Consider the following 22,587-nt stretch of genomic DNA (forward strand, 5'->3'; position numbering starts at 1 on the left):
CCCGGCGCGCAGCCGAGTGACAACCAACGGTTGACACTCCTCGGGGTGTCAACCTAGGGTTGCGCCCATGACGAACCCTTCGGTGGAACCCGTTCGCATGACCAATCCGGTCCGCCTCGACGACCTGATCGAGGCCATCAAGAAGGTCCACTCCGACACCCTCGACCAGCTCAGCGACGCCGTCGTCGCCGCCGAACACCTCGGCGACGTGGCCGACCACCTCATCGGCCACTTCGTCGACCAGGCCCGCCGCTCCGGCGCCTCCTGGACCGACATCGGGCGCAGCATGGGCGTCACCCGCCAGGCGGCCCAGAAGCGCTTCGTCCCCAAGGCGGACAAGGACGGCGACCCGGGCCTCGACCCGAACGCGGGCTTCGGCCGCTTCACCCCCCGCGCCCGCAACGTGGTCATGTCCGCGCAGAACGAGGCCCGCGCGGCCGGCAACACCGAGATCCGCACCGAGCACCTGCTGCTCGGCCTGCTCGGCGAGACCGAGGGCCTGTCCGCCCACGTCCTCGCCGCCCGCGGCATCACCCCGGAAGAGCTGCGCACCGCCGCGACCGCCACCCTGCCCCCGGCCGAGACCGAGGTCCCCGAGCTCGTCCCCTTCGACGCGAACGCCAAGAAGGCCCTGGAGCTCACCTTCCGCGAGGCCCTGCGCCTGGGCCACGGCTACGTCGGCACCGAGCACATCCTGCTCGCGCTCCTGGAGCTGGAGAACGGCGAAGGCCCGCTCAGCGGCGCCGGCCTCGACAAGGCCGCCGCCGAGGCGGTCGTCACCGAAGCCCTCGAAGCCGTACTCGGCGGGGACGCAGCGCAGTAGCCTCGCCGGCCGCCGCGCCCGTCAGCTCGTACCGCTTCACGTACACGCCCAGGAAGGCCTGCAGGGTGGCGACGGCCGGGATCGCGATGAGCGCCCCGACGGCGCCCAGCAGGGCGGTGCCCGCGATGACCGATCCGAACGCCACCGCGGGGTGGATGTCCACCGTCCTGGAGGTCAGCTTCGGCTGCAGGACGTAGTTCTCGAACTGCTGGTAGACCACCACGAACCCGAGGACGTACAGCGCGTCCCAGGGATCGTCGGCGAAGGCGATCAGCATCGGCAGCGCGCCCGCCAGGTAGGTGCCGATCGTGGGGATGAACTGCGAGACCAGCCCCACCCACACCGCGAGTGCGGGCGCGTACGGCACGTCGAGCACCGCGAGGAGGACGTAGTGCGCGATGCCGGAGATCAGCGCCATCAGCCCGCGCGAGTACAGGTAGCCGCCCGTCTTCGCCACGGCGATCTCCCAGGCCCGGAGCACCTCCCGCTGCTTCGCGGGCGGCAGTACGGAGCACAGCGCGCGCCGCAGCCTGGGCCCGTCGGCGGCGAAGTAGAAGGAGAACAGGAAGATCGTCAGGAGCCTGAACAGCCCGCCCAGCACGGTGGTGGACACGTCGAGCACACCGGTGGCGCTGTTCTGCACGTACTTCTGGAGCCACTGGGAGTGCAGCAGGCTGTCCTGGATCTCCAGCCGGGACAGATCGGTGTGGAAGGTCCGGTTGATCGAGTCGATCACCGAGTCGAGGTAGCCCGGGAAGCCCGCCACCATGTCGATGATCTGCCCGGCGAGCATCGAGCCGAGCAGCGCGAGGAAGCCGGCGCCCGCGACGAACACGCTCAGGAAGACCAGGAAGGTGGCGAGCCCGCGGCGCATGCCGCGGGCCGCCATCCTGGCCACGGCCGGTTCGACGGCGAGCGCGAGGAAGAACGCGATCAGGATGTTGACCAGCAGCCCGATCAGCTGGTGGAAGGCCCAGCTGCCGAGCTGGAAGCAGGCGACGAGGGCCAGTACGAGGACCACCGCGCGCGGCAGCCAGCGCGGCATCCGCGCCTCTCCCCCGGCCGGGGTGCTCCCGGGCGGGACGGCGCCCGCGCCCGCGGGGGCCGCGGGGACGCCGGCCGCCGGGCCCGCCGGCTCGCCGCCCGTCCCGCCCTTCCCGCCCGCGGTCGAGCCCGTCGTCTGGTCGGTCGTGTCTTCTGTCGCTGCCACGCCGTCCAGTCTGTCCCAACGGCCGCCCGGACCACGAAGCCGCACGGGACGGGGCCCGCGCGCGGGTCCGCCGGCGCGCGCCGCGCGCGGCCCGGGGGCGGGTCAGCGCAGCGAGGCCGGCACGTCCATCGCCGAACACACCGCGCGCCACACGTCCTTGGTCTCCCAGCCCGCGTCCAGGGCCTGGTGGACGGTGCGTCCGCCGAGCTCGGCCATCACGTGGTCCCTCGCGAAGGACTCCGCGTAGCCCGCGCCGAAGTGCTCGGCCATCCGCTCCCAGAAAATCGTCAACCGCATGCCTCCAGTATCCCGCCCCGGAGAGTGCACCGGCCCCGTTGCTCCCCTGCACCCCCGTGCGGGCGCCCTACGGTGTCACGCATGCCTGGAGACGAAGCTCCCGCCCCGGCCCCACCGGGCCCGGCGGCCCCGACGGCCACCTCGGCGGCCCCCTCCTCCCCCGCGTCCACCCCGCTGGCCCGCGCCGAGCGGTTCACCTGGCTCACGGCCCGGGTGCTGGAGCAGCGGCGGTTCGCGTTCCACTTCCTCGGCGGGGATGCCGACCCGGTCGACGCGGCCCTCGGCTCGTACCTCGGCGACGACGGGGGCTACGGGCACGCGCTCGACCCCGACCTGCGCGGCCCGCTGAGCCAGCCGCTGCACACCGCGCACGCCCTGCGGGTCCTCGACGCCCTGGGCCGGTGCTCCGGGCAGCGCATCGAGCGGCTCTGCCGCCACCTGACCCGGGTCTCCACCCCGGAGGGCGCGCTCCCGCTGGTCGTGGCGGGTCCCCGGGACTATCCCGCCGCCCCGTACCACCCGGTGTGCGACGACCCGCCGGGTGCGCTGCTGACCACGGGCCCCGTCGTCGGGGTGCTGCACCGCAACCGGATCTGGCACGCCTGGCTCTTCCGCGCCACGGACTTCTGCTGGGAGCGGGTCGAGACGCTGCGCCAGGCCCACCCGTACGAGGTGCAGAGCGCCGTGGCCTTCCTCGACGGCGCCCCCGACCGGGCCCGCGCCGCGGCGGCGGCGGACCGGCTGGGCCGGCTGGTGCGCGAGCGGCGGCTGGCGGTGCTCGAACCGGACCGGCGCGCGGAGTACCCGACCGCCCCCGGCCACGCGCCGGAAGAGCAGCTGTTCCCGCACGACTACGCGCGCCGGCCGGAGTCACTGGCCCGCGGCTGGTTCACCGACGAGGAGATGCGGCGCTCGCTGGACTTCCTCGCGGCGGAGCAGCAGCCCGACGGCGGCTGGCCGGTGCGCCGCCGGGCCTGGGCGCCGGGCAGCTCGCTGGAGCGGCGGCCGATCGCGACCCTGGAGGCCCTGCTGACCCTGCGGGCGTACGGGCGGCCGATCGGGGCCGGCGGGGTCAGCCTCCCAGGGCCCGGACGCCCGCGGTGACGACCACGGCCGCGCCGACGACCAGCAGGAACGGGGCGCGCAGCAGCAGGGCGGCCCCGGCCGCGGCGAGCCCCGCGGCCCGGGCGTCGAGGACCAGCTCGTGGCCGGTGCTGAAGGTCTGCTGGGCGGTGAGCGCGGCGAGCAGCGCGACGGGCAGCAGGGCGGAGAGCCGGCGCACCACGGGGCGTTCCAGGGCCCCGGCGGGCACGAGCAGTCCGGCGAGCTTGACGGCGTAGCATCCGGCGACGGTGAGCCCGATGGCGATCCAGACGTTCACGAGCGGCGTCCCTTCATCCACAGCACCGCGGGCGCGGCCAGCGCGGCGATCAGTACGGGCACCCCGGCCGGCAGCACCGGCAGGAAGCCCAGCCCCAGCACCAGGGCCAGGGCGGCGACGGCCCGCTCGGTGGTGCTCTTGAGCATCGGCGCGAGCAGGGCGAGGAACACGGCCGGCCCGGCGGCGTCCAGGCCCCACGCGGCGGTGTCGCCGATGGCCTCGGCGCCGAGGGCCCCCAGCAGGGTGGTGAGGTTCCACAGCACGTAGAGGGTGAGCCCGGTCACGGTGAAGCCGAGCCGGGCCGACCTGCGGTCGGGCTGGGCCAGCGCGACGGCGGTGGTCTCGTCGATCACCCAGTGCGCGGCGAGGGGCCGTACGGCCTTCGGGAGGGCGAGCAGCTGGGACAGCCGCAGTCCGTAGAAGGCGTTGCGGGTGCCGAGGAAGAAGGCCCCGGCGGCGGCGGTGAACGGGTTCCCGCCCGCCGCGAGTGCTCCGACCAGCGCGAACTGCGAGGCGCCGGTGAAGACGAGCAGGCTGAGCACACAGGCCTGGAGCACGCTGATCCCGGCCCCGGCCGCGGTCACCCCGAACGCGAACCCCGACAGGCCGACGGCCACGCCGACCCCGAGCGAATCCCGCACGACGGCGGCGCGCGGTCGGCCGCCGACCGCGTCGGGGGCCTCTTGTATCACCATCTGATGTTCTCCCACGCCCCGAACGTAGGCGGGGAGGAGCGTCCGGGTCTTGTACGTTCTTGCGCGCGCCCGGCTCAGCCCCGCCGGCGCACCGGCCCCCCGAGCAGCCGGGTCAGCTCCGGCCCGGCCGCCGCGAGCAGCGCGGCCCCGAACACCGTCAGGGTGGGCTCCCAGGGGTGGCCGAAGGTCCCGAACCGCAGCTCCGGGTGGAGGTAGAGGTAGAAGTCGCCGTTCGGGAAGGCCCAGCCCGGCCAGGGCGGCTGCCCGGGGCGCCCGGCCCGGTGCGGGTCGAAGTCGTAGCAGGGGTGCTGCCAGTCCATCCAGTACAGCCGGTCCCCGGGCTCGGTGGCGGCGGTCAGCGCGCGCCGTACGGCCTGCTCCACCGGGCGGGTGTGCTCCTCGACGGGGTCGCCGAGCGGCCAGGTGGCGGACGGGGCGGGCGGGGCGAAGCCGGGGAGTTCCACGACCTTGGTGCGGAAGCCGAACTCGCCCCACAGCCGGTCCCACAGCGCGTCCTCCCGGGCCCCGCCGAGCCCCAGCACCGGCCGGGTCGCGGCGGCCGGAGCGCCGCCCGGCGGGAGCAGCGTGAAGGTGCGTACGGTCGCCACCTCGGTGAGGCCCGCAGCGAGCAGGGCCGTACGCGTCTCCCCGGCGGCTTCGGCGCAGCAGTACCGGGCGCCGTCGTACCCGTACGCGGCCCCGAGCCCCTGCCAGCTGCGGACCAGGTCGGCGGCCGCCGCGGGGGCGGTGAGCCCGCCGACGGCCACGACGTCCGTGCCGGGCACCACCCGCGCCCAGCCGCCGGCGGCGGGCAGCCCGCCCTCCAGGGCCACGGCGGCGTCGCCCCGGCCACCGCACCGGGCGGCGTCGGTCTCGAACTCGTCGAGCGGGCCGGGGTGCGGACCGCCGGCGGCGGCCAGCTCCCGAAGCCGCGGCCACCAGGCGGGATCGGCCTCCCAGGCGCCCAGGGAGCGCACGTCGGCGGGAGGGCCCTGCGCCGGCGCGAGCCCGGCGAAGGGGGCGACCAGGACCGAGCGCTCGGGACCGGGCTCGAACCCGGCCGCCTCCAGCTGCCGGGCGAGGCCCGCCGGGTCGTGGCCGTGGACCTTCCAGCGGGCGCCCTCGCCGCGCTCGGCGAAGGCCTCCGCCTGGCGGCGCACCAGCCCGGCCGGCGGCGGGCCGGTCAGCGGCGGGTGGTCGACGGTGCCGTGGGTGCCGTAATGGGTGCGCACGACGGGCCCGTCGCGGCACACCACGGCCCCGACCGGCGGCTGCTCGGGCACCCGGCCCCGCACCCGCGCGTCGTACAGCTCCAGCAGTCCCCCGGCGTCCATGGGCGGGAGCCTAAGGCCTGTCCGGCGGATCAGGGCCCCGGCCATGGTCCGCCGGACAGGCACTGACCGGCCCGCTCCCGCCGGTAGGCGCCCGGCGGGACGCCGACGATGCGGGTGAAGTGCCGGTTCAGGTGCGGCTGGTCGGTGAAGCCGACGGTGACCGCCGCCTCGGCGGGCGGCACGCCCGCGTCGAGCAGCCGGCGCGCCCTGCGGACCCGGGCGTCGGTCAGCCAGGTGTGCGGGGGCATCCCGTACTGCTCCCGGAAGGCGCGCAGCAGCGCGAAGGGGCTGGTGTCGAGCTCGGCCGCCAGCTGCTCCAGGGAGGGCGGCTCGGCCATCCGCTCCTCCAGCACGGCCCTGGCCCGTCCGGCGTCGGCGGCCCCCGCGCCGCGCACCGGGCGGGCGGGCAGCGGGCCGGCGTGCCTGCTGAGCATCCGGGCCACCACGCTCCGCAGCAGGGTGTCGGCGGCCAGCGCGTTCCCGGCCTCGGCGGCCCGGTGCACCTCGGTGATGGCCCGTGCGCCCTGCGCGTCGGCGACCATGTCGGCGTTGAACCCGGGGGTGCCGCGCGGGGTGGCGATCTCGGCGGCCACCTCGGCGATCAGGTCCCGCGAGGGGTAGAGGGTGGAGTAGGCCCAGCCTTCGGGGACCCCGGCGCGGGCGGTGTGCGCGACCTCCGGGTTGATCAGCACCACGCTGCCCGGTCCGGCGCGTACGGTGCCGCCGGGCAGGCCGATCTCCTCGATGCCGCCGGTGACGGCGGCGATGACGTACCCGTCGTGGGCGTGGCGGGGGAAGGTGTGGCGCACGTAGTGGGCGCGCAGCAGGTCCAGGCCGGGCAGTTCCTCGTACTGCCAGTGCCGTGCCCATTCGCCGCGCCCGTGCCCGCCGTCCGTCCCCATGTCCTCATTCTGCGCCCCGCCCCGGCGGGGCGTTCTCCCAGCTCGGGCCCCGTTGTCAGAGGCGGGGTGCACGATGGGGGCATGGCAGGCGCTGCGCTCGACTCGTTCTCCCCCGCGACCCGCTCGTGGTTCACGGGGGCCTTCCGTACGCCCACTTCCGCACAGGAGGGCGCCTGGCGGGCCATCGGGGAGGGCTCGGACGTGCTGGTGGTGGCGCCGACGGGTTCCGGCAAGACCCTGGCCGCCTTCCTCGCCGCCCTGGACCGGCTCGCCTCGCAGCCGCCGCCGGCGGAGGCGCGCAAGCGGTGCCGGGTGCTGTACGTGTCGCCGCTGAAGGCCCTGGCGGTGGACGTGGAGCGCAATCTGCGCAGTCCGCTGACGGGGATCCGGCAGGAGTCCGCCCGGCTGGGGCTGCCCGAGCCGGACATCCGGGTGGGCATCCGCTCGGGGGACACTCCGGCCGCCGAGCGCCGGACGCTGGCGACGCGGCCGCCGGACATCCTCATCACCACGCCGGAGTCGCTGTTCCTGATGCTGACCTCGGCGGCCCGGGAGGCGCTGTCCGGGGTGGAGACGGTGATCCTGGACGAGGTGCACGCGGTCGCCGGGACCAAGCGCGGCGCGCATCTGGCGCTGTCCCTGGAGCGCTTGGACGAGCTGCTGCCGCGCCCGGCCCGCCGGATCGGGCTGTCGGCGACGGTCCGGCCGGTGGAGGAGGTGGCCCGCTACCTCGCGCCGCGCGGCCGGGTGGAGATCGTGCAGCCGCCCTCGGCCAAGGAGTTCGACCTGTCGGTGGTCGTCCCGGTCGAGGACATGGGCGAGTTGGGAGGCTCCCCGGCGACCGAGGGGAGGGAGGGCGGCGACAAGCCGTCGATCTGGCCCCACGTGGAGGAGCGGATCGCGGACCTGGTGCAGGCGCACCGGTCGACGATCGTGTTCGCCAACTCCCGCCGCCTCGCGGAGCGGCTGTGCAACCGGCTCAACGAGATCGCCCACGAGCGGGCCACGGGCGAGGCGCTCGCCGAGGGCGCCCCGCCCCCGGCGGAGATCATGGCCCAGTCGGGTGCGGCCCTCGGCGCCCCGCCGCTGCTGGCCCGCGCCCACCACGGCTCGGTGTCCAAGGAGCAGCGGGCGCTGGTCGAGGAGGACCTGAAGGCGGGCCGGCTGCCCGCCGTGGTCGCCACCTCCAGCCTGGAGCTGGGCATCGACATGGGTGCCGTGGACCTGGTGGTGCAGGTGGAGTCCCCGCCGTCGGTGGCCTCGGGACTCCAGCGGGTGGGCCGCGCCGGGCACCAGGTCGGCGCGGTCTCCACGGGTGTGGTCTTCCCCAAGTACCGCGGGGACCTGGTGCAGGCGGCCGTGGTCACCGAGCGGATGCGGACCGGGGCGATCGAGTCGCTGCGGATCCCCTCCAACCCGCTGGACGTGCTCGCCCAGCAACTGGTGGCGATGACCGCCATGGACACCTGGCAGCTGGACGAGCTGCTGGCGCTGGTGCGTCGGGCGGCGCCCTTCGCGGCGCTGCCCGAGTCGGCGTTCACCTCGGTGCTGGACATGCTGGCGGGCCGCTATCCGTCGGACGCGTTCGCCGAGCTCAGACCGCGCGTGGTGTGGGACCGGGTCGCCGGGACGATCACGGGGCGGCCCGGTGCGCAGCGCCTGGCGGTCACCTCCGGCGGCACCATCCCGGACCGGGGCCTGTTCGGGGTGTTCCTCGCCGGTGCCGACCCGAAGAAGGGCGGGGGCCGGGTCGGCGAGCTGGACGAGGAGATGGTCTACGAGTCCCGCGTGGGCGACGTGTTCACCCTGGGCACCACCTCCTGGCGGATCGAGGACATCACCCGTGACCGGGTCCTCGTCACCCCCGCCCCCGGGGTGCCGGGCCGGCTGCCGTTCTGGAAGGGCGACCAGCTGGGCCGCCCCCTGGAACTGGGGCGCGCGGTCGGCGCGTTCCTGCGGGAGCTGGGCGCGCTCTCCGACGAGGACGCCCGGCTGCGGCTGCTCGCGGCGGGCCTCGACGGCTGGGCCGCCGACAACGTCCTCGCGTACCTGGCCGAGCAGCGGGAGGCCTGCGGGCACGTGCCGGACGACCGGACCATCCTGGTCGAGCGGTTCCGGGACGAGCTCGGCGACTGGCGTGTCGTCGTCCACTCCCCCTTCGGCGCGCAGGTGCACGCCCCGTGGGCGCTGGCGCTGGGCGCCCGGCTCGCCGAGAAGTACGGCATGGACGCCCAGGTGATGCACGCCGACGACGGGATCGTGCTGCGCCTGCCGGACGCCGACCTGCTCTCCATGGACCTCCTGGACCACGACCCCGCGCGTCCGGCCGCGTTCGAGTTCGACGACGAGCAGGCACCGCTGGGCGCGGCCGACGTGGTGTTCGACCAGGGCGAGGTCTCGGGGATCGTCACCGACCAGGTGGGCGGGTCGGCCCTGTTCGCCTCCCGGTTCCGCGAGTGCGCGGCGCGCGCGCTGCTGCTGCCGCGGCGCAGTCCGGGCAAGCGCACCCCGCTGTGGCAGCAGCGCCAGCGCGCCTCGCAACTGCTGCAGGTGGCTTCGGAGTTCGGCTCCTTCCCGATCGTGCTGGAAGCCGTGCGCGAGTGCCTCCAGGACGTGTTCGACGTACCGGGCCTGACCGAGCTGATGGGGGACGTCGAGGCGCGGCGGGTCCGGCTGGTCGAGGTCACCACCCCCGAGCCCTCGCCGTTCGCCCGTTCCCTCCTCTTCGGGTACGTGGCGCAGTTCCTGTACGAGGGGGACTCGCCGCTGGCCGAGCGGCGGGCGGCGGCGCTGTCGCTGGACTCCCGCCTGCTGGCCGAGCTGCTGGGCCAGGCGGAGCTGCGGGAGCTGCTCGACGCGGAGGTGCTGGAGGAGCTGGAGCGGGAGCTCCAGTGGCTGACGGAGGACCGGCGCGCCAAGGACGCCGAGTCGGTGGCGGACCTGCTGCGGCTGCTGGGCCCGCTGACGGACGCCGAGCTGGCCGCGCGCGGGGCCGAGCCGGCCTGGGCGCGGGAGCTGGAGACGGCCAGGCGGGCGATCCGGGTGCGGATCGGCGGCGTGGACCACTGGGCGGCGATCGAGGACGCGGGCCGGTTGCGGGACGCGCTGGGCACGGCCCTGCCGGTCGGGGTGCCGGAGGCGTTCACCGAGCCGGTCAAGGACCCGCTCGGCGATCTCCTGGCCCGGTACGCGCGCACCCACGGGCCGTTCACCACCGCGGTGGTGGCCGCCCGCCTGGGCCTGGGCGCGGCGGTGACCGAGGGCGCCCTGCACCGGCTCGCGGCGGCGGGCCGGGTGGTGCAGGGCGAGTTCCATCCGGCGGGCATCGGCCAGGAGTGGTGCGACGCGACGGTGCTGCGCAGGCTGCGGCGGCGTTCGCTGGCGGCGCTGCGCCAGGAGCTGGAGCCGGTCCCGCCGGCCTCGCTGGCCACCTTCCTGCCCCAGTGGCAGCACCTGGGCGGGGCGCTGCGCGGGATCGACGGCCTGGCCCGCGCCGTGGAGCAGCTCCAGGGGGCCCCGGTGCCGGCCTCGGCGCTGGAGCGGCTGATCCTGCCCTCGCGGGTGGCGGGGTACTCGCCGACGCTGCTGGACGAGCTGACGAGCACCGGGGAGGTGGTGTGGGCGGGTGCGGGGGCCCTGCCGGGCAAGGACGGCTGGATCTCCCTGTACCTGGCGGACGCGGCTCCGCTGCTGCTGCCCGACCCGCATCCGCTGGAGCCGGGCCCGCTGCACCAGGCGGTCCTGGAGAGCCTGTCCGGCGGGTACGGCCTGTTCTTCCGGCAGATCACCCAGTCCGTCCGCGCCCGCCACCCGGAGGCCTCCGACCTGGAGCTCTCGGAGGTGCTGTGGGACCTGGCCTGGTCGGGCCGGCTGACGAACGACACCCTGGCCCCGCTGCGCTCCCTGCTGGGCTCGGGCCGTACGGCCGGCGCCACCGCACACAGGGCCCGGCGAACGGTGTCGCGCGGCCGCTACGGCAGCCTGAGCGCCTCGGTGTCCCGCAACGGCCCGCCCACGGTCTCGGGCCGCTGGTCGCTGCTGCCCGAGCGGGCCCCCGACCCGACCCACCGGGCGCACGCCCTGGCCCGCACCCTGCTCGACCGGCACGGGGTGGTCACCCGGGGCGCGGTCGCGGCGGAGGGCGTCGAGGGCGGCTTCAGCGCGGTCTACCGGGTGCTGTCGGCGTTCGAGGACGGCGGCCAGGCCCGCCGGGGGTACGTGGTCGAGGGCCTGGGCGCCGCCCAGTTCGCGATGGACGGCGCCGTGGACCGGCTCCGGGCCGCCGAGAAGAACCCTCCGCCGCTGGCGGCGGTGGTCCTGGCCGCCGCCGATCCGGCGAACGCGTACGGGGCGGCCCTGCCCTGGCCGGAGCCGCCGGCGGGCGCCGCGCACAAGCCGGGCCGCAAGGCGGGCTCGCTGGTGGTGCTGGTCGACGGCGAGCTGATCCTGTACCTGGAGCGCGGCGGCAAGACCCTGCTGGCCTGGCCGGAGCCGGGGGATCCGCGCCTGGAGGCGGCGACGGCGGCGCTGGCCGCCGGCTCCCGCGCGGGCACCGTTCCGGCGCTGACGGTGGAGCGGATCAACGCGGCGGCGGCCCTGACCTCCCCGCTGGGCCCTGCGCTGGAGGCGGCGGGCTTCCACGCCACCCCGAGGGGGCTGCGGCTGCGCAGCTGACGCCGAGAGCCCGGGAAGCAGGTCGGGTCTCGACCCGGACACGTATGTCTTGGGCATGTCACGAAACTGCTGCCAGCCGCTCCGCAGGGGCTCCAGGGCTGGCCCAGCCGCTTATCCGTGGCTTATCAAAGGTGATCACAGGCACCGCGATCGGCGGTGCCCCGTCATGGGGGACAAGAACAGTGAGCACCAACAGCATGCGCCGGACCACCCTCGCCGCGGCCGGCCTCGCCGTCGCCGGCACGCTCGTCCTGACCGGCTGCAAGGACGGCATCGAGGAGACCCCGGCGGCCCCGGCCGCGCCGTCCGCCGCCCCCTCCGCCGGTTCCTCGGCCCAGCCCGTCTCCCCGGCCGCGCCCAGCTCCTCGACGGGCTACGACGGCTCGGCGGGCGCCTCCGCCGCCCCGGGCGGATCCGCCGGCGGCGCCGTGGCCAAGTCCGGCCAGTCCTTCAAGATCGGCGAGGCGGCCACCGTCCCGTTCAGCTACGGCAGCAACAAGGGCGGCCAGCTCGCCATCACGGTCACCGGCATCGACGCGGGCAACCCGTCCGACCTGGCCTCGGTGAACATCGCCGCCGACAAGGTGAAGGGCAAGACCCCCTTCTACATCCGCTACACGGTCAAGAACACCGGCAACACGGACCTGTCCTTCTCCTCCGTCGGCCACATGAAGGGCCTGCTCGACGGCGGCAGCGAGTCCGACGTCCTCCTGATCGCCGGCAAGTTCGACAAGTGCCCGAACGAGTCGCTGCCGAAGGGCTTCACCAACGGCCAGTCGCAGAACTCCTGCGCCGTGGCCCTGGCCCCGACCGGGACCAAGGTCTCCGGCGCCCTGTACTGGGGCGACCCGTACAACAACCTGGCCTCCCCGCCGCAGAAGGGCCTCACCTGGAAGTGACGGGCGGCCCACCCGGCCCTCGCCCCTCCTGATCCGCGAACCCCCTGCGGCGGCCACCCCGCCCAGGGGGTTCCGCGCGCTCCCGGGCCCGACAATGGCCCCATGCCCGAAGGAGACAGCGTCCACCGCGCGGCGGCCCGCCTGCACGCCGCCCTCGCGGGCAGGCCGCTCACCCACGCCGACCTGCGCGTCCCCCGCTTCGCCACCGCCGACCTCACCGGCCGCACCGTCCTCGACGTCACCCCCCGCGGCAAGCACCTTCTCGCCCGCCTCGAAGGCGGCCTCACCCTCCACAGCCACCTCGGCATGGACGGCTCCTGGCGCCTCTTCGCCCCCGGCGAGAAGTGGCGCGGCGGACCCTCCCACGAGATCCGGGCCGTCCTGTCCACCGCCGACTCCACCGCGGTCGGCTACCGGCTCCCCGTACTGGAACTGCTGCGCACGGCGGACGAGGCCCTGGCCGTGGGCCACCTGGGCCCCGACCTCCTGGGACCCGACTGGGACCGGGAGCGGGCCGCCGCCAACCTCCTCGCCGACCCCGGCCGCCCGCTCGGCGAGGCCCTGCTGGACCAGCGCAACCTGGCGGGCATCGGAAACATCTACAAGTGCGAGCTCTGCTTCCTCGCCCAGGTCACGCCCTGGACTCCGGTCGGCGCGCTCCCCGACCCCGCCACCACCATCCCCCGCATCGCCTCCGCCGCCCAGCGCCTGCTGGCGGCGAACACCGGCCACGGCGGCGCCCGCAACACCACCGGCAGCCGCCACCCCGGCAAGGGGCTCTTCGTCTACGGCCGCGCCCACCGCCCCTGCCTGCGCTGCGGCACCCCGGTCCGCGAGGCCCCGCAGGACGGCCGGCCCACGTACTGGTGCCCCCGCTGCCAGTCCGGCCCGGTCCCGGAGCACCCCACCAGTTGACGGGCCGTCAGATCCGCTCGTACGGTCCTGGCATGCCCACACCGATCGCCTCGTACGACCTCACCGGCCGCACCGCGCTCGTCACCGGAGCCGCCGGCGGCATAGGCCGCGCCACCGCCCTCCTCCTCGCCCGGGCCGGAGCCGCCGTCCACTGCGCGGACCTCGACGGACGGGGCCTCGCCGAGACCGCCGCCCTGATCGCCGAGGACGGCGGCTCCGCCACCGCCCACCCCCTCGACGTCACCGACCGGGCCGCCCTGCGCGCCGCCGTCGCCGCCGCGGGACCGCTCGACATCGTGGCCGCCATCGCCGGGGTGATGCACACCAGCAGCGTCCTGGACACCACCGACGAGGACCTGGACCGGATCCTCGACGTCAACTTCAAGGGAGTCCTGCGCACCTGCCAGGAGGCCGTCCGCGCGATGATCTCCGCCGGCCGCCCCGGCTCGGTCGTCACCATGGCCTCCGGCGCCGTGGACGCCGCCCAGCCCGGCCTGCTCTGCTACAGCGCCGCCAAGGCCGCCGTCGTCCAGCTGACCAAGACCCTGGCCACCGAGAGCGGCCCGCACGGGATACGCGTCAACGCCGTCGCCCCCGGATGGGTCCGCACGCCGATGACCGGCCGCCACGGCCCCGAGGTCCAGCAGCAGACCGAGGCCGCCATGGTCCGCATGTCCCCGTTGGGCCGGGTCGGCGAGCCCGAGGACATCGCCCAGGCCGTGCTCTACCTGGCCTCGGACGCCTCGTCCTTCATGACGGGCCAGATCCTGCGCCCGAACGGCGGAGTGTCGATGCCCTGGTAGCCCCCGCCGCGGACCGCTCCCCGCCGGCCCCGCGCACGGGCCCCGGCACGCAGTGCACCGGCAGCAGCCCCAGGCCCCAGCCGCCGACGGCGATCGCGCCCTCCACCGGGCCCGCCTCGGCCGGCGCCAGCGCAAGCCGCAGCACGGCCCAGCACCACAGCACCGCCACGGCCAGGGCGAAGGGCACCGCCACCACAGGTATGCGCAGTAACCGCCGCACGGCGACCTCCCTGGCGGTCCCCCCGGACGGAGTGGGGGGAGGGCCGGTTCCCGGACGGGCCCATCCTCCCGCACCCTCCGCGGCCCCGCACCCAGAACGCCGGGCACCGGCTCCGCCAGGCCCCCGGAACGGCAAGGAGCCCCGGCCGGTGCTCACGCACCAACCGGGGCTCCCGCCACGCTCACATACCCAACGGCACGCTCAAGCGGCTACGACGTTCACCGCTTCCACGGGTGCCTTGATGGTCACCCGCTCGGGTCCGCCCGTGACCGAGGCCACGGAGACCGAATTGAGCATCGGGCGCACCGGTGCCGGCACCGGTTCGCTTGCGGCGGCCGACTGCGCAAGCTCCGCCAGCGACAGCTCGTCGCTGACTTCGCGCATCAGCTCGGACATCCGTACGTCCAGCGCGTCGCAGATCGCGGAGAGCAGCTCGGAGGATGCCTCCTTCTGCCCCCGCTCCACCTCGGAGAGATAGCCGAGCGAAACTCGGGCGGACGAGGAGACTTCGCGCAGAGTACGGCCCTGGCGCTGGCGCTGCCGACGCAGCACGTCACCCAGCAGGCGACGGAGCAGAATCATCGGTGGCTCCCTCCTCTGACCGTGTAGCCGTAACCTTCACGCCCCACCGTACCGCCTCGCGCCGCGGCCGTGCGGGGAGCGATGTCGTGTTCACTCAGGGCTGCAAACATCAGATCCCCCCGTTCTGTTCCGTATCCTGCCCCCGCCGATTCTCGCGGAGTTCGCTCGAGAGGAGTTCGAGCACTGTCCGTACACTCTCCCTACGGATTTCCGCGCGGGAGCCGTTCAACCGCAGTCGGGCCGTTTTCCTGCCCGCCGGACCGGCCACGGCGATGAAGACGGTGCCCACCGGCTGCCCGTCCTGGGGGTCCGGTCCGGCCACTCCGGTCGTCGCGATCCCCCACGAGGCGCCCAGCACCTGCCGCACACCGGCCGCCATCTCCTCCGCGACCTGCGCGTTCACCGCGCCTTCGGCCGCGAGCAGCTCCGCGTCCACCCCGAGGACGCGGTGCTTCAGTTCGGTGGCGTACGCCGTGACCGAGCCGCGGAAGGCGCGCGAGGCCCCCGGCACCGCCGTCAGCTCGGAAGCCACCATTCCACCGGTCAGCGACTCCGCGACCGCGAGGGTCTGGTCACTCTCCGCGAGCAGCCGCAGCACGTCTTCGGCCACCCCCGCCGCCCCCGCGGCGCCTTCCGCCGCTTCCGCGGCCTCCGGCGCGTCCCCCGCCCCGTATGTCACTTCGCGGCCCGCTCCGCCACCAGACCGGCCCGGCGCAGCACCACGGCCTGCCGGATGTAGTCCAGACCGGTGACCACGGTCAGCACGACGGCGACGGCCATCACCCAGAACCGCATGGTCGCCAGCGGCCCGGTCAGCGCGAGCACGTACATGCCCACCGCCGTGCCCTGGGCCAGGGTCTTCAGCTTGCCGCCCCGGCTGGCCGGGATCACCCCGTACCGGATCACCCAGAAGCGCATCAGCGTGATGCCCAGCTCGCGCCCGAGGATCACCCCGGTCACCCACCAGGGCAGGTCGCCGAGCCAGGAGAGACACACGAGCGCCGACCCCATGATCGCCTTGTCGGCGATGGGGTCGGCGATCTTCCCGAAGTCCGTGACCAGGTTGTACGTCCTGGCCAGGTGCCCGTCGAACACGTCCGTGATCATGGCGACGGCGAAGGCCGCCCAGGCCAGCGCCCGCCAGACGGGGTCGTAGCCCCCGTCGGCGAGCAGCAGCAGGACGAATCCCGGCACGAGGACGAGCCGGATCATCGTCAGGATGTTGGCGATGTTCCAGAGGCTGGCCTGGTTGACGGCCGCAGTCCCGAGCTTCGCGCCGGGCGTGGGCCGGCGGCCGGTCCCGCCCGCCGCCGATGCCGGGACTCCGGTCATCCGGCCGCCTCCTCGAGTTCCACGCCCAGGGGCTCGGCGACGAGGTCGACGCCCAGGGTGCCGACCACCTTGGCGGTGACGATGCGCCCGGGGACCAGGCCCGCGCCGTCGGTGAAGACGACCTGGCCGTCGGTCTCGGGGGCCTGGTGGGCGGCGCGCCCGTAGGCGCCCTCGCCCTCCTCCGCCTCGTCGAGCGGGACGACCGTCTCGACGAGCACCTCCAGGGTCTCCCCGATCCGCTCCTCCGCGCGCTGCGAGGTCAGCTCCTCGGCGAGCCGCTGCATGTGCGCGAGCCGCTCGGCGATGGTGTCCTCGTCCAGCTTGTCCTCGTAGCCGGCGGCCTCGGTGCCGTCCTCGTCGGAGTAGCCGAAGACGCCGATGGCGTCGAGGCGGGCGTGCGTGAGGAAACGCTCCAGCTCGGCGAAGTCCGACTCCTTCTCGCCGGGGAAGCCGACGATGAAGTTGGACCGGACGCCGGCCTGCGGGGCCTTGGAGCGGATGGTGTCCAGCAGCTCCAGGAAGCGGTCGGTGTCGCCGAAGCGGCGCATCGCGCGCAGCACGTCGGGGGCCGAGTGCTGGAAGGACAGGTCGAAGTACGGCACGACCTTGGGGGTCGAGGTGAGCACGTCGATCAGCCCGGGCCGCATCTCTGCGGGCTGGAGGTAGCTGACGCGGACGCGCTCGATGCCGTCGACGGCGGCCAGCTCGGGCAGCAGGGTCTCCAGCAGGCGGATGTCGCCCAGGTCCTTGCCGTACGAGGTGTTGTTCTCGGAGACCAGCATGACCTCCTTGACGCCCTGCTCGGCGAGCCAGCGCGTCTCGCCCAGCACGTCGCTGGGACGGCGGGAGATGAAGGAGCCGCGGAAGGACGGGATGGCGCAGAAGGAACAGCGCCGGTCACAGCCGGAGGCGAGCTTCACGGAGGCGACCGGGCTCTTGTCCAGGCGGCGGCGCAGCGGCGCGCGCGGCCCGGAGGCGGGCGCGAGCCCGTCCGGCAGGTCGGCGGGGGCCGGGGCGGGCTCCTCGGCGGCCTGGGCGTGGCCGGGCAGGGCCACGTCGGCGCTCTGCCGCTCGGCCGGGCTGATCGGCAGCAGCTTGCGCCGGTCGCGCGGGGTGTGCGCCTCGACGCTGCCGCCGCTGAGGATGGTCTGGAGGCGGTTGGAGATGTCGGCGTAGTCGTCGAAGCCGAGGACTCCGTCGGCCTCGGGGAGCGCCTCGGCGAGTTCCTTGCCGTAGCGCTCGGCCATGCAGCCGACGGCGACGACGGCCTGGGTCTTGCCGTGATCCTTGAGATCGTTGGCTTCCAGCAGGGCGTCTACGGAGTCCTTCTTGGCGGCTTCGACGAAGCCACAGGTGTTGACGACGGCTACGTCCGCGTCGGCGGCGTCCTCGACGAGCTCCCAGCCATCCGCCGCCAAGCGGCCTGCGAGCTCCTCCGAGTCCACCTCGTTACGGGCGCAGCCAAGAGTGACAAGGGCGACGGTACGGCGTTCGGGCATGGACTCAAGACTACTTCGTCCCGGCGCCCACCCCCGCCCCAAGTCCCCCCACGGCAAGATCCCCGGGGCCGGCGGCGGCCGCCGCGCGGGATCCCGGGGATCTGGAATTTCTTATTCCGTGCTGGTCAGCCCGCCTGGGCCTGACCCTGGCGCGGGTCGTCCTTGGTGTAGGTGAGACGTTCGACCTGTCCCGACTCGAACCTCTCCTTGATCTCCTTGCCGTTCACGAACAGCTTGACGGCCCCGGCGTCGCCGAGGACGAGGTCCACGGACTCCTTGTCCGTGAAGGTCTTCGACTCGCCCTGCTCGAGGGTGCCGTCGAAGAGGAGCCGGCCGCTGTGGTCCTTCGCCGAGATCCAGCTCTCGCCGGCGTCGGCCGTCAGGACGACGGTGACGAGGTCCTTGGGGGCGGCGGCGATGGCGCTGTCCGAGGGCTCGGGCCTGGGAGCCTGCGGGGTCGGGGCGGCGGGCTGCTTGCCCGCGGGCTGCTTGGGCGCGGGCTTCGGGGAGACGGAACCTTCCGCCACCGGCCGCTTGGACTGCTCGTCGCCGCCGCTGAACGCCGTGAAGCCGACGAAGCCGATCACCGCGACGATGGCGGCGACCATGGCTGCGGTCCAGTTGGGCCGCTGCCGCTCGGGGCGGATCCGCTCGGCCTCGAACATCGGTGCGGCGGGGGTGGGCGCCGGCCGGCCGCCGTGGGCCGCGTCGTAGCGCTCGACCAGGGGTGCCGGGTCGAGGTGGACGGCGCGGGCGAGCGTACGGATGTGCCCGCGGGCGTACACGTCGCCGCCGCACCGCGTGAAGTCGTCCTCTTCGATCGCGTGCACGATCGGGATGCGCACACGGGTGGTGGAACTGACCTCGTCGACGGTGAGCCCGGCGGCGATCCGGGCCTTCTTCAGGGCCGTCCCGATGGACGGCTCTTCGACGGAGCGCTCGACGATGCGGTCCTCGGACCGGTCCTCGGACCGGGCGTCGGTCGAAGGCCGCTCTTCTTCGGGGGAGTTGGAGTTGCCGATGGACACAAGGGCGCCTTTCGAGCGTGTAGCCACCTGCTGGATGTCCAGTCTAGGGGGGTGACGAAAGGGTGGGGCAACCGGAGGGTCCGCTTCCTACGCCATCCGAATGGCGAGGCGAACGGCCGCCGGTGCCTCCCTCAACTTGACGCACGCCCGAGGGAAACGGTTGCCACCGGATCCGGTGACGATCCGGCCACGATCCCATTCGGTCGGGTGAGGCGGCCGGACCCCCGTTCTAGCGGGCCGCCCGGGGCTCCTGGGGATTCCGCTTCCGCCGGGAACAGGGTGCCCCCGGGGCCCTAGGGAGCCTCCTCGCCACGGATCACGGCGAGCACCCCGTCGAGCTCGTCGGGCTTGACCAGCACGTCGCGCGCCTTGGAGCCCTCGCTCGGCCCGACGACCCCGCGGGACTCCATCAGGTCCATGAGCCGCCCCGCCTTGGCGAAGCCGACCCGCAGCTTGCGCTGGAGCATCGAGGTGGAGCCGAACTGGGTGGACACCACCAGCTCCGCCGCCTGGCACAGCAGGTCCAGGTCGTCGCCGATCTCCTCGTCGATCTCCTTCTTCTGCTTCTGCCCCACGGTGACGTCGTCCCGGAACACGGGCGCCATCTGGTCCTTGCAGTGCTGGACGATCCCGGCGATCTCGTCCTCGGTGACGAAGGCGCCCTGGAGGCGGACCGGCTTGTTCGCGCCCATCGGCAGGAACAGTCCGTCACCCTTGCCGATCAGCTTCTCCGCGCCCGGCTGGTCCAGGATGACCCGGCTGTCGGCGAGGGAGGAGGTCGCGAACGCCAGCCGCGAGGGCACGTTCGCCTTGATCAGACCGGTCACCACGTCCACCGAGGGCCGCTGCGTGGCGAGGACCAGGTGGATGCCCGCCGCGCGGGCGAGCTGGGTGATGCGGACGATCGAGTCCTCGACGTCGCGCGGGGCCACCATCATCAGGTCCGCGAGCTCGTCGACGATCACCAGCAGGTACGGGTACGGGCTGAGCTCCCGCTCGCTGCCCGGCGGCAGCTTGATCTTGCCGTCCCGGATCGCCTGGTTGAAGTCGTCGATGTGCCGGTAGCCGAAGGCGGCCAGGTCGTCGTAGCGCAGGTCCATCTCGCGCACGACCCACTGGAGGGCCTCGGCGGCCCGCTTGGGGTTGGTGATGATCGGCGTGATCAGGTGCGGGATGCCCTCGTAGGCGGTCAGCTCGACCCGCTTGGGGTCGACCAGGACCATCCGGACGTCCTCCGGGGTGGCCCGCACCATGATCGAGGTGATCAGGCAGTTGATGCAGGAGGACTTGCCGGATCCGGTGGCGCCCGCGACGAGCACGTGCGGCATCTTGGCGAGGTTGGCCATGACGTAGCCGCCCTCGACGTCCTTGCCGAGCGCGACCAGCATCGGGTGGTCGTCCTCGGCGGCGTCCGCGAGGCGCAGCACGTCGCCCAGGTTGACCATCTCGCGGTCGGTGTTCGGGATCTCGATGCCGACGGCCGACTTCCCCGGGATCGGGCTGATGATCCGCACGTCCGGCGAGGCCACGGCATAGGCGATGTTCTTGGCGAGCGCGGTGATCCGCTCGACCTTCACCGCGGCGCCGAGCGTCACCTCGTACCGGGTGACCGTCGGCCCCCGGGTGAAGCCGGTGACCTGCGCGTCCACCTTGAACTCGGTGAAGACGTTCGTCAGCGCCGCCACCACCGAGTCGTTGGCGGCGCTGCGGGTCTTGCCGGGGCCGCCCTTCTCCAGCAGCTCCAGCGAGGGCAGTGCGTACGTGATGTCCCCGCGCAGCTGGAGCTGTTCGGCCCGCGGCGGGAGCGGCTGGGCCGGCGGCGGGGTCTTCGTCAGGTCCGGCACCGCCAGCGTCCCGGAGGCCGCCGCGGTCCGCTCGTGCGGAGCGCCGTCGGAGTCTGCGGCCGGAGCCGGGGCCGACGGCCGGGCGGCGGGCCGCTCCTCCCGGGCGGGCGGCACCGGCGCGGTGGCCTCCGCCCCCTCCCCCCGGGCGGAGATCCCCTGGGTGAGATCGGCGACCAGCGGGTTCGGCGGCAGCCCCCCGTAGACCACCCCGTCCAGCGCGGCCGCCGCCGCGGCGGCGACGTCGACGGCGTCCGGCTCCCGCCCGCCCGGCCGCGCGGCGCTCCGCCGGGGCCGGCGCCGCCGCGCCAGGGCCGCGTCCTCGGCCTCGTCCACCGCGTCGCCGGCACCGCCGGTGCGGGCCTGCCACTGCTCTGCGTCATGACGGTCCTGCCGGCCTGGCCGGCCGGAGCCCTCGTGCGGCTCCCCGTACCCCTCGTCGTACTCTCCCCCAGACTCCGTCCGGGGGGACCCCCATGGCTGGACCACCCCGAGCCGGATCCCGGCGCGGCGCAGCCGCTGCGGGATCGCGGCGACCGGGGTCGCGGTGACCACCAGCAGCCCGAAGACCGTGAGCAGCACCAGCATGGGCACCGCCAGCGGCGCCCCCATGGTGAAGATCAGCGGCTTGGAGGCGCCCCAGCCGATCAGCCCGCCCGCGTTCTGCATGGCGGTGGTGCCCTCGTCCCGGCCGGGCGCACCGCAGGCGATGTGCACCAGCCCGAGGACGCCGATGACGAGGGCGGACAGGCCGATCCCGATGCGCCCGTTGGCGTCGGTCTGCTCGGGGTGGCGGATGAAACGTGCCGCCATGACCCCCAGCAGGATCGGCACGAGCAGGTCCAGGCGCCCGAAGGCCCCGGTGACCAGCATCGTGACCAGGTCCCCGACGGGGCCGCTCAGGTTCGACCAGGTGCCGGCGGCGACGATCAGCGCGAGGGCGAGGAGCAGCAGCGCCACACCGTCCTTGCGGTGGGCCGGGTCCAGGTTCTTGGCGCCCCTGCCGATCCCGCGGAACAGCCCGCCGACGGCGTGCGCGAGGCCGAGCCAGCACCAGCGGACCAGCCGCACCGCTCCCCCGCTCTGCGGCGGCGCCGGCTTGGCGGCGGCGGCCTTCTTCGCCGGGGGGCGCTTGGCCGCGGCGGCCTTCTTCGCGGGGGGCTTACGCGGGGCCGCCTTCTTGGTCGGCGCCGTCGTACGGCCGGTGCGGCCCTTCGCGGTGCCCGCCGTGCTCTGGGAACCCTTGCCGGACGTACTTGAGGCCATGGGGCCGAGGTTACCCGTGCGCACGCCGGTGGACACGCGTGCCCACCCCTTCACCCGTTCGTGTCGCCCCGCCCGTAAGCGCTTTGACTCCGTGACAGAACTGACGGGTGCCCAGCGGGGTTGCCGGGCGGGCCGCTCCGCCGGCGCGACGGGCGGCCCGGCCGCCTCAGCCCTGCGCGGGCAGGATGGCGGCCCCTCCGCTGGCGCCCGGCTCCAGCGCGTCGAGCGCCCGCCGCAGCCCGGTCAGTTTCCGCTCCAGATGGGCGGCCGTGGCGACCACGCCCGCGTCCGCCGAGTCCTCGCCGAGCTGCTTGGTCAGCGCCTCGGCCTGTTCCTCGACCGCCGCCAGCCGCGCGGAGAGCTCGGCGAGCAGCCCGGCCGTCTCCCGGCCGCCGTCGCCGTTGGTACCGCCGCCCTCCAGCTGGAGGCGCAGCAGGGCCGCCTGCTCCCGCAGCTGGCAGTTCTTGGTGTACAGCTCGACGAACACCGAGACCTTGGCGCGCAGCACCCACGGGTCGAACGGCTTCGAGATGTAGTCCACCGCGCCCGCCGCGTAACCGCGGAAGGTGTGGTGCGGACCGTGGTTGATCGCGGTGAGGAAGATGATCGGGATGTCCCGGGTCCGTTCGCGCCGCTTGATGTGCGCGGCCGTTTCGAATCCGTCCATGCCCGGCATCTGGACATCCAGCAGGATGACCGCGAAATCGTCCGTGAGCAGCGCTTTGAGCGCCTCCTCCCCCGACGACGCCCGGACCAGTGTCTGATCGAGCGCGGAGAGGATGGCCTCCAGCGCCAGCAGATTCTCCGGCCGGTCGTCGACCAGGAGGATCTTGGCCTTCTGCACCATGCCCTGTCCTCCTCGCCCCGGCATGGGGCCTCCCCGGCT

At 74.4% G+C, this 22,587-nt stretch carries 19 protein-coding genes; 6 read left to right on the forward strand and 13 right to left on the reverse strand.

Features of this window, described 5'->3' with window-relative positions:
• Positions 1–67 precede the first annotated feature (67 nt).
• On the forward strand, positions 68–823 hold the full coding sequence (locus tag ACZ597_RS20580; protein WP_471331972.1) for a Clp protease N-terminal domain-containing protein: 756 nt from the start codon (positions 68–70) through the stop codon (positions 821–823).
• Here ACZ597_RS20580 and ACZ597_RS20585 read toward each other — a convergent pair.
• Both ACZ597_RS20585 and ACZ597_RS20590 read right to left on the reverse strand, forming a co-directional pair.
• Positions 777–1,868, reverse strand: a complete 1,092-nt coding sequence (locus tag ACZ597_RS20585) for an AI-2E family transporter (RefSeq protein WP_471332050.1) — start codon at positions 1,866–1,868, stop codon at positions 777–779. The two genes, ACZ597_RS20580 and ACZ597_RS20585, sit on opposite strands and share 47 nt — an antisense overlap.
• 267 nt (positions 1,869–2,135) lie before the next feature.
• Positions 2,136–2,330: a DUF3046 domain-containing protein gene (locus ACZ597_RS20590; RefSeq protein ID WP_267032313.1), complete on the reverse strand. Its 195-nt coding sequence runs from the start codon at positions 2,328–2,330 to the stop codon at positions 2,136–2,138.
• 81 nt (positions 2,331–2,411) lie between these two features.
• Here ACZ597_RS20590 and ACZ597_RS20595 point away from each other — a divergent pair, with 81 nt between their 5' ends.
• Positions 2,412–3,434: a hypothetical protein gene (locus ACZ597_RS20595; protein ID WP_471331976.1), complete on the forward strand. Its 1,023-nt coding sequence runs from the start codon at positions 2,412–2,414 to the stop codon at positions 3,432–3,434.
• On the opposite strand, the gene ACZ597_RS20600 is transcribed toward ACZ597_RS20595, so the two are convergent.
• The 4 genes from ACZ597_RS20600 to ACZ597_RS20615 all read right to left on the reverse strand — a co-directional run bounded on the left by ACZ597_RS20600 (position 3,403) and on the right by ACZ597_RS20615 (position 6,642).
• Positions 3,403–3,711 carry an AzlD domain-containing protein gene (locus ACZ597_RS20600; protein ID WP_471331978.1) on the reverse strand — a complete coding sequence of 103 codons (309 nt, stop codon included), beginning with the start codon at positions 3,709–3,711 and terminating at the stop codon, positions 3,403–3,405. The two genes, ACZ597_RS20595 and ACZ597_RS20600, sit on opposite strands and share 32 nt — an antisense overlap.
• Positions 3,708–4,406: an AzlC family ABC transporter permease gene (locus ACZ597_RS20605; RefSeq protein ID WP_471331981.1), complete on the reverse strand. Its 699-nt coding sequence runs from the start codon at positions 4,404–4,406 to the stop codon at positions 3,708–3,710. The genes ACZ597_RS20600 and ACZ597_RS20605 overlap by 4 nt, the downstream gene beginning before the upstream one ends.
• Positions 4,407–4,480: 74 nt before the next feature.
• Entirely contained in the window at positions 4,481–5,740 is a 1,260-nt protein-coding gene (locus ACZ597_RS20610; RefSeq protein WP_471331984.1) for a DUF2716 domain-containing protein, read from the reverse strand.
• Positions 5,741–5,769: 29 nt separating this feature from the next.
• Positions 5,770–6,642 (reverse strand): AraC family transcriptional regulator, encoded by an 873-nt coding sequence (locus ACZ597_RS20615; protein ID WP_471331986.1) that lies wholly within the window; start codon positions 6,640–6,642, stop codon positions 5,770–5,772.
• Positions 6,643–6,723: 81 nt separating this feature from the next.
• Between ACZ597_RS20615 and ACZ597_RS20620 the strand changes: the two genes are divergently transcribed.
• From ACZ597_RS20620 to ACZ597_RS20635, 4 genes are all read left to right on the forward strand, one after another.
• Positions 6,724–11,316, forward strand: coding sequence for an ATP-dependent helicase (locus tag ACZ597_RS20620; protein ID WP_471331990.1), 4,593 nt, complete (start codon positions 6,724–6,726; stop codon positions 11,314–11,316).
• Between the two features lie 182 nt (positions 11,317–11,498).
• Complete coding sequence (locus ACZ597_RS20625) at positions 11,499–12,215, forward strand: hypothetical protein (RefSeq protein ID WP_471331994.1); 717 nt, start codon at positions 11,499–11,501, stop codon at positions 12,213–12,215.
• A gap of 102 nt (positions 12,216–12,317) precedes the next feature.
• Positions 12,318–13,130: an Fpg/Nei family DNA glycosylase gene (locus tag ACZ597_RS20630; RefSeq protein ID WP_471331997.1), complete on the forward strand. Its 813-nt coding sequence runs from the start codon at positions 12,318–12,320 to the stop codon at positions 13,128–13,130.
• The gene (locus ACZ597_RS20635; RefSeq protein WP_471332000.1) at positions 13,127–13,933 is read left to right on the forward strand and encodes an SDR family NAD(P)-dependent oxidoreductase; all 807 of its coding nucleotides are present in this window, start codon (positions 13,127–13,129) and stop codon (positions 13,931–13,933) included. Before ACZ597_RS20630 ends, ACZ597_RS20635 begins: the two co-directional genes overlap by 4 nt.
• A gap of 421 nt (positions 13,934–14,354) precedes the next feature.
• Here ACZ597_RS20635 and ACZ597_RS20640 read toward each other — a convergent pair whose 3' ends face one another.
• From ACZ597_RS20640 to ACZ597_RS20670, 7 genes are all read right to left on the reverse strand, one after another.
• Positions 14,355–14,735, reverse strand: a complete 381-nt coding sequence (locus ACZ597_RS20640) for a helix-turn-helix domain-containing protein (protein ID WP_007266936.1) — start codon at positions 14,733–14,735, stop codon at positions 14,355–14,357.
• A 109-nt stretch (positions 14,736–14,844) separates the two neighbouring features.
• Positions 14,845–15,345 (reverse strand): CinA family protein, encoded by a 501-nt coding sequence (locus ACZ597_RS20645; RefSeq protein ID WP_471332053.1) that lies wholly within the window; start codon positions 15,343–15,345, stop codon positions 14,845–14,847.
• Positions 15,346–15,410: 65 nt separating this feature from the next.
• Positions 15,411–16,067 (reverse strand): CDP-diacylglycerol--glycerol-3-phosphate 3-phosphatidyltransferase, encoded by a 657-nt coding sequence (gene pgsA / locus ACZ597_RS20650; RefSeq protein WP_471332002.1) that lies wholly within the window; start codon positions 16,065–16,067, stop codon positions 15,411–15,413.
• Complete coding sequence (rimO, locus tag ACZ597_RS20655; protein WP_471332005.1) at positions 16,064–17,566, reverse strand: 30S ribosomal protein S12 methylthiotransferase RimO; 1,503 nt, start codon at positions 17,564–17,566, stop codon at positions 16,064–16,066. The genes pgsA and rimO overlap by 4 nt, the downstream gene beginning before the upstream one ends.
• A gap of 125 nt (positions 17,567–17,691) precedes the next feature.
• The gene (locus tag ACZ597_RS20660; protein WP_471332007.1) at positions 17,692–18,594 is read right to left on the reverse strand and encodes a helix-turn-helix domain-containing protein; all 903 of its coding nucleotides are present in this window, start codon (positions 18,592–18,594) and stop codon (positions 17,692–17,694) included.
• Positions 18,595–18,887: 293 nt separating this feature from the next.
• A complete protein-coding gene (locus ACZ597_RS20665; protein WP_471332010.1) occupies positions 18,888–21,701 on the reverse strand; it encodes an FtsK/SpoIIIE family DNA translocase in 2,814 nt (937 codons plus the stop codon).
• 166 nt (positions 21,702–21,867) lie between these two features.
• Complete coding sequence (locus tag ACZ597_RS20670; RefSeq protein ID WP_469114782.1) at positions 21,868–22,548, reverse strand: response regulator; 681 nt, start codon at positions 22,546–22,548, stop codon at positions 21,868–21,870.
• Positions 22,549–22,587 lie beyond the last annotated feature (39 nt).

The sequence above is a fragment of the Streptomyces sp. NPDC040718 genome (assembly GCF_055593565.1).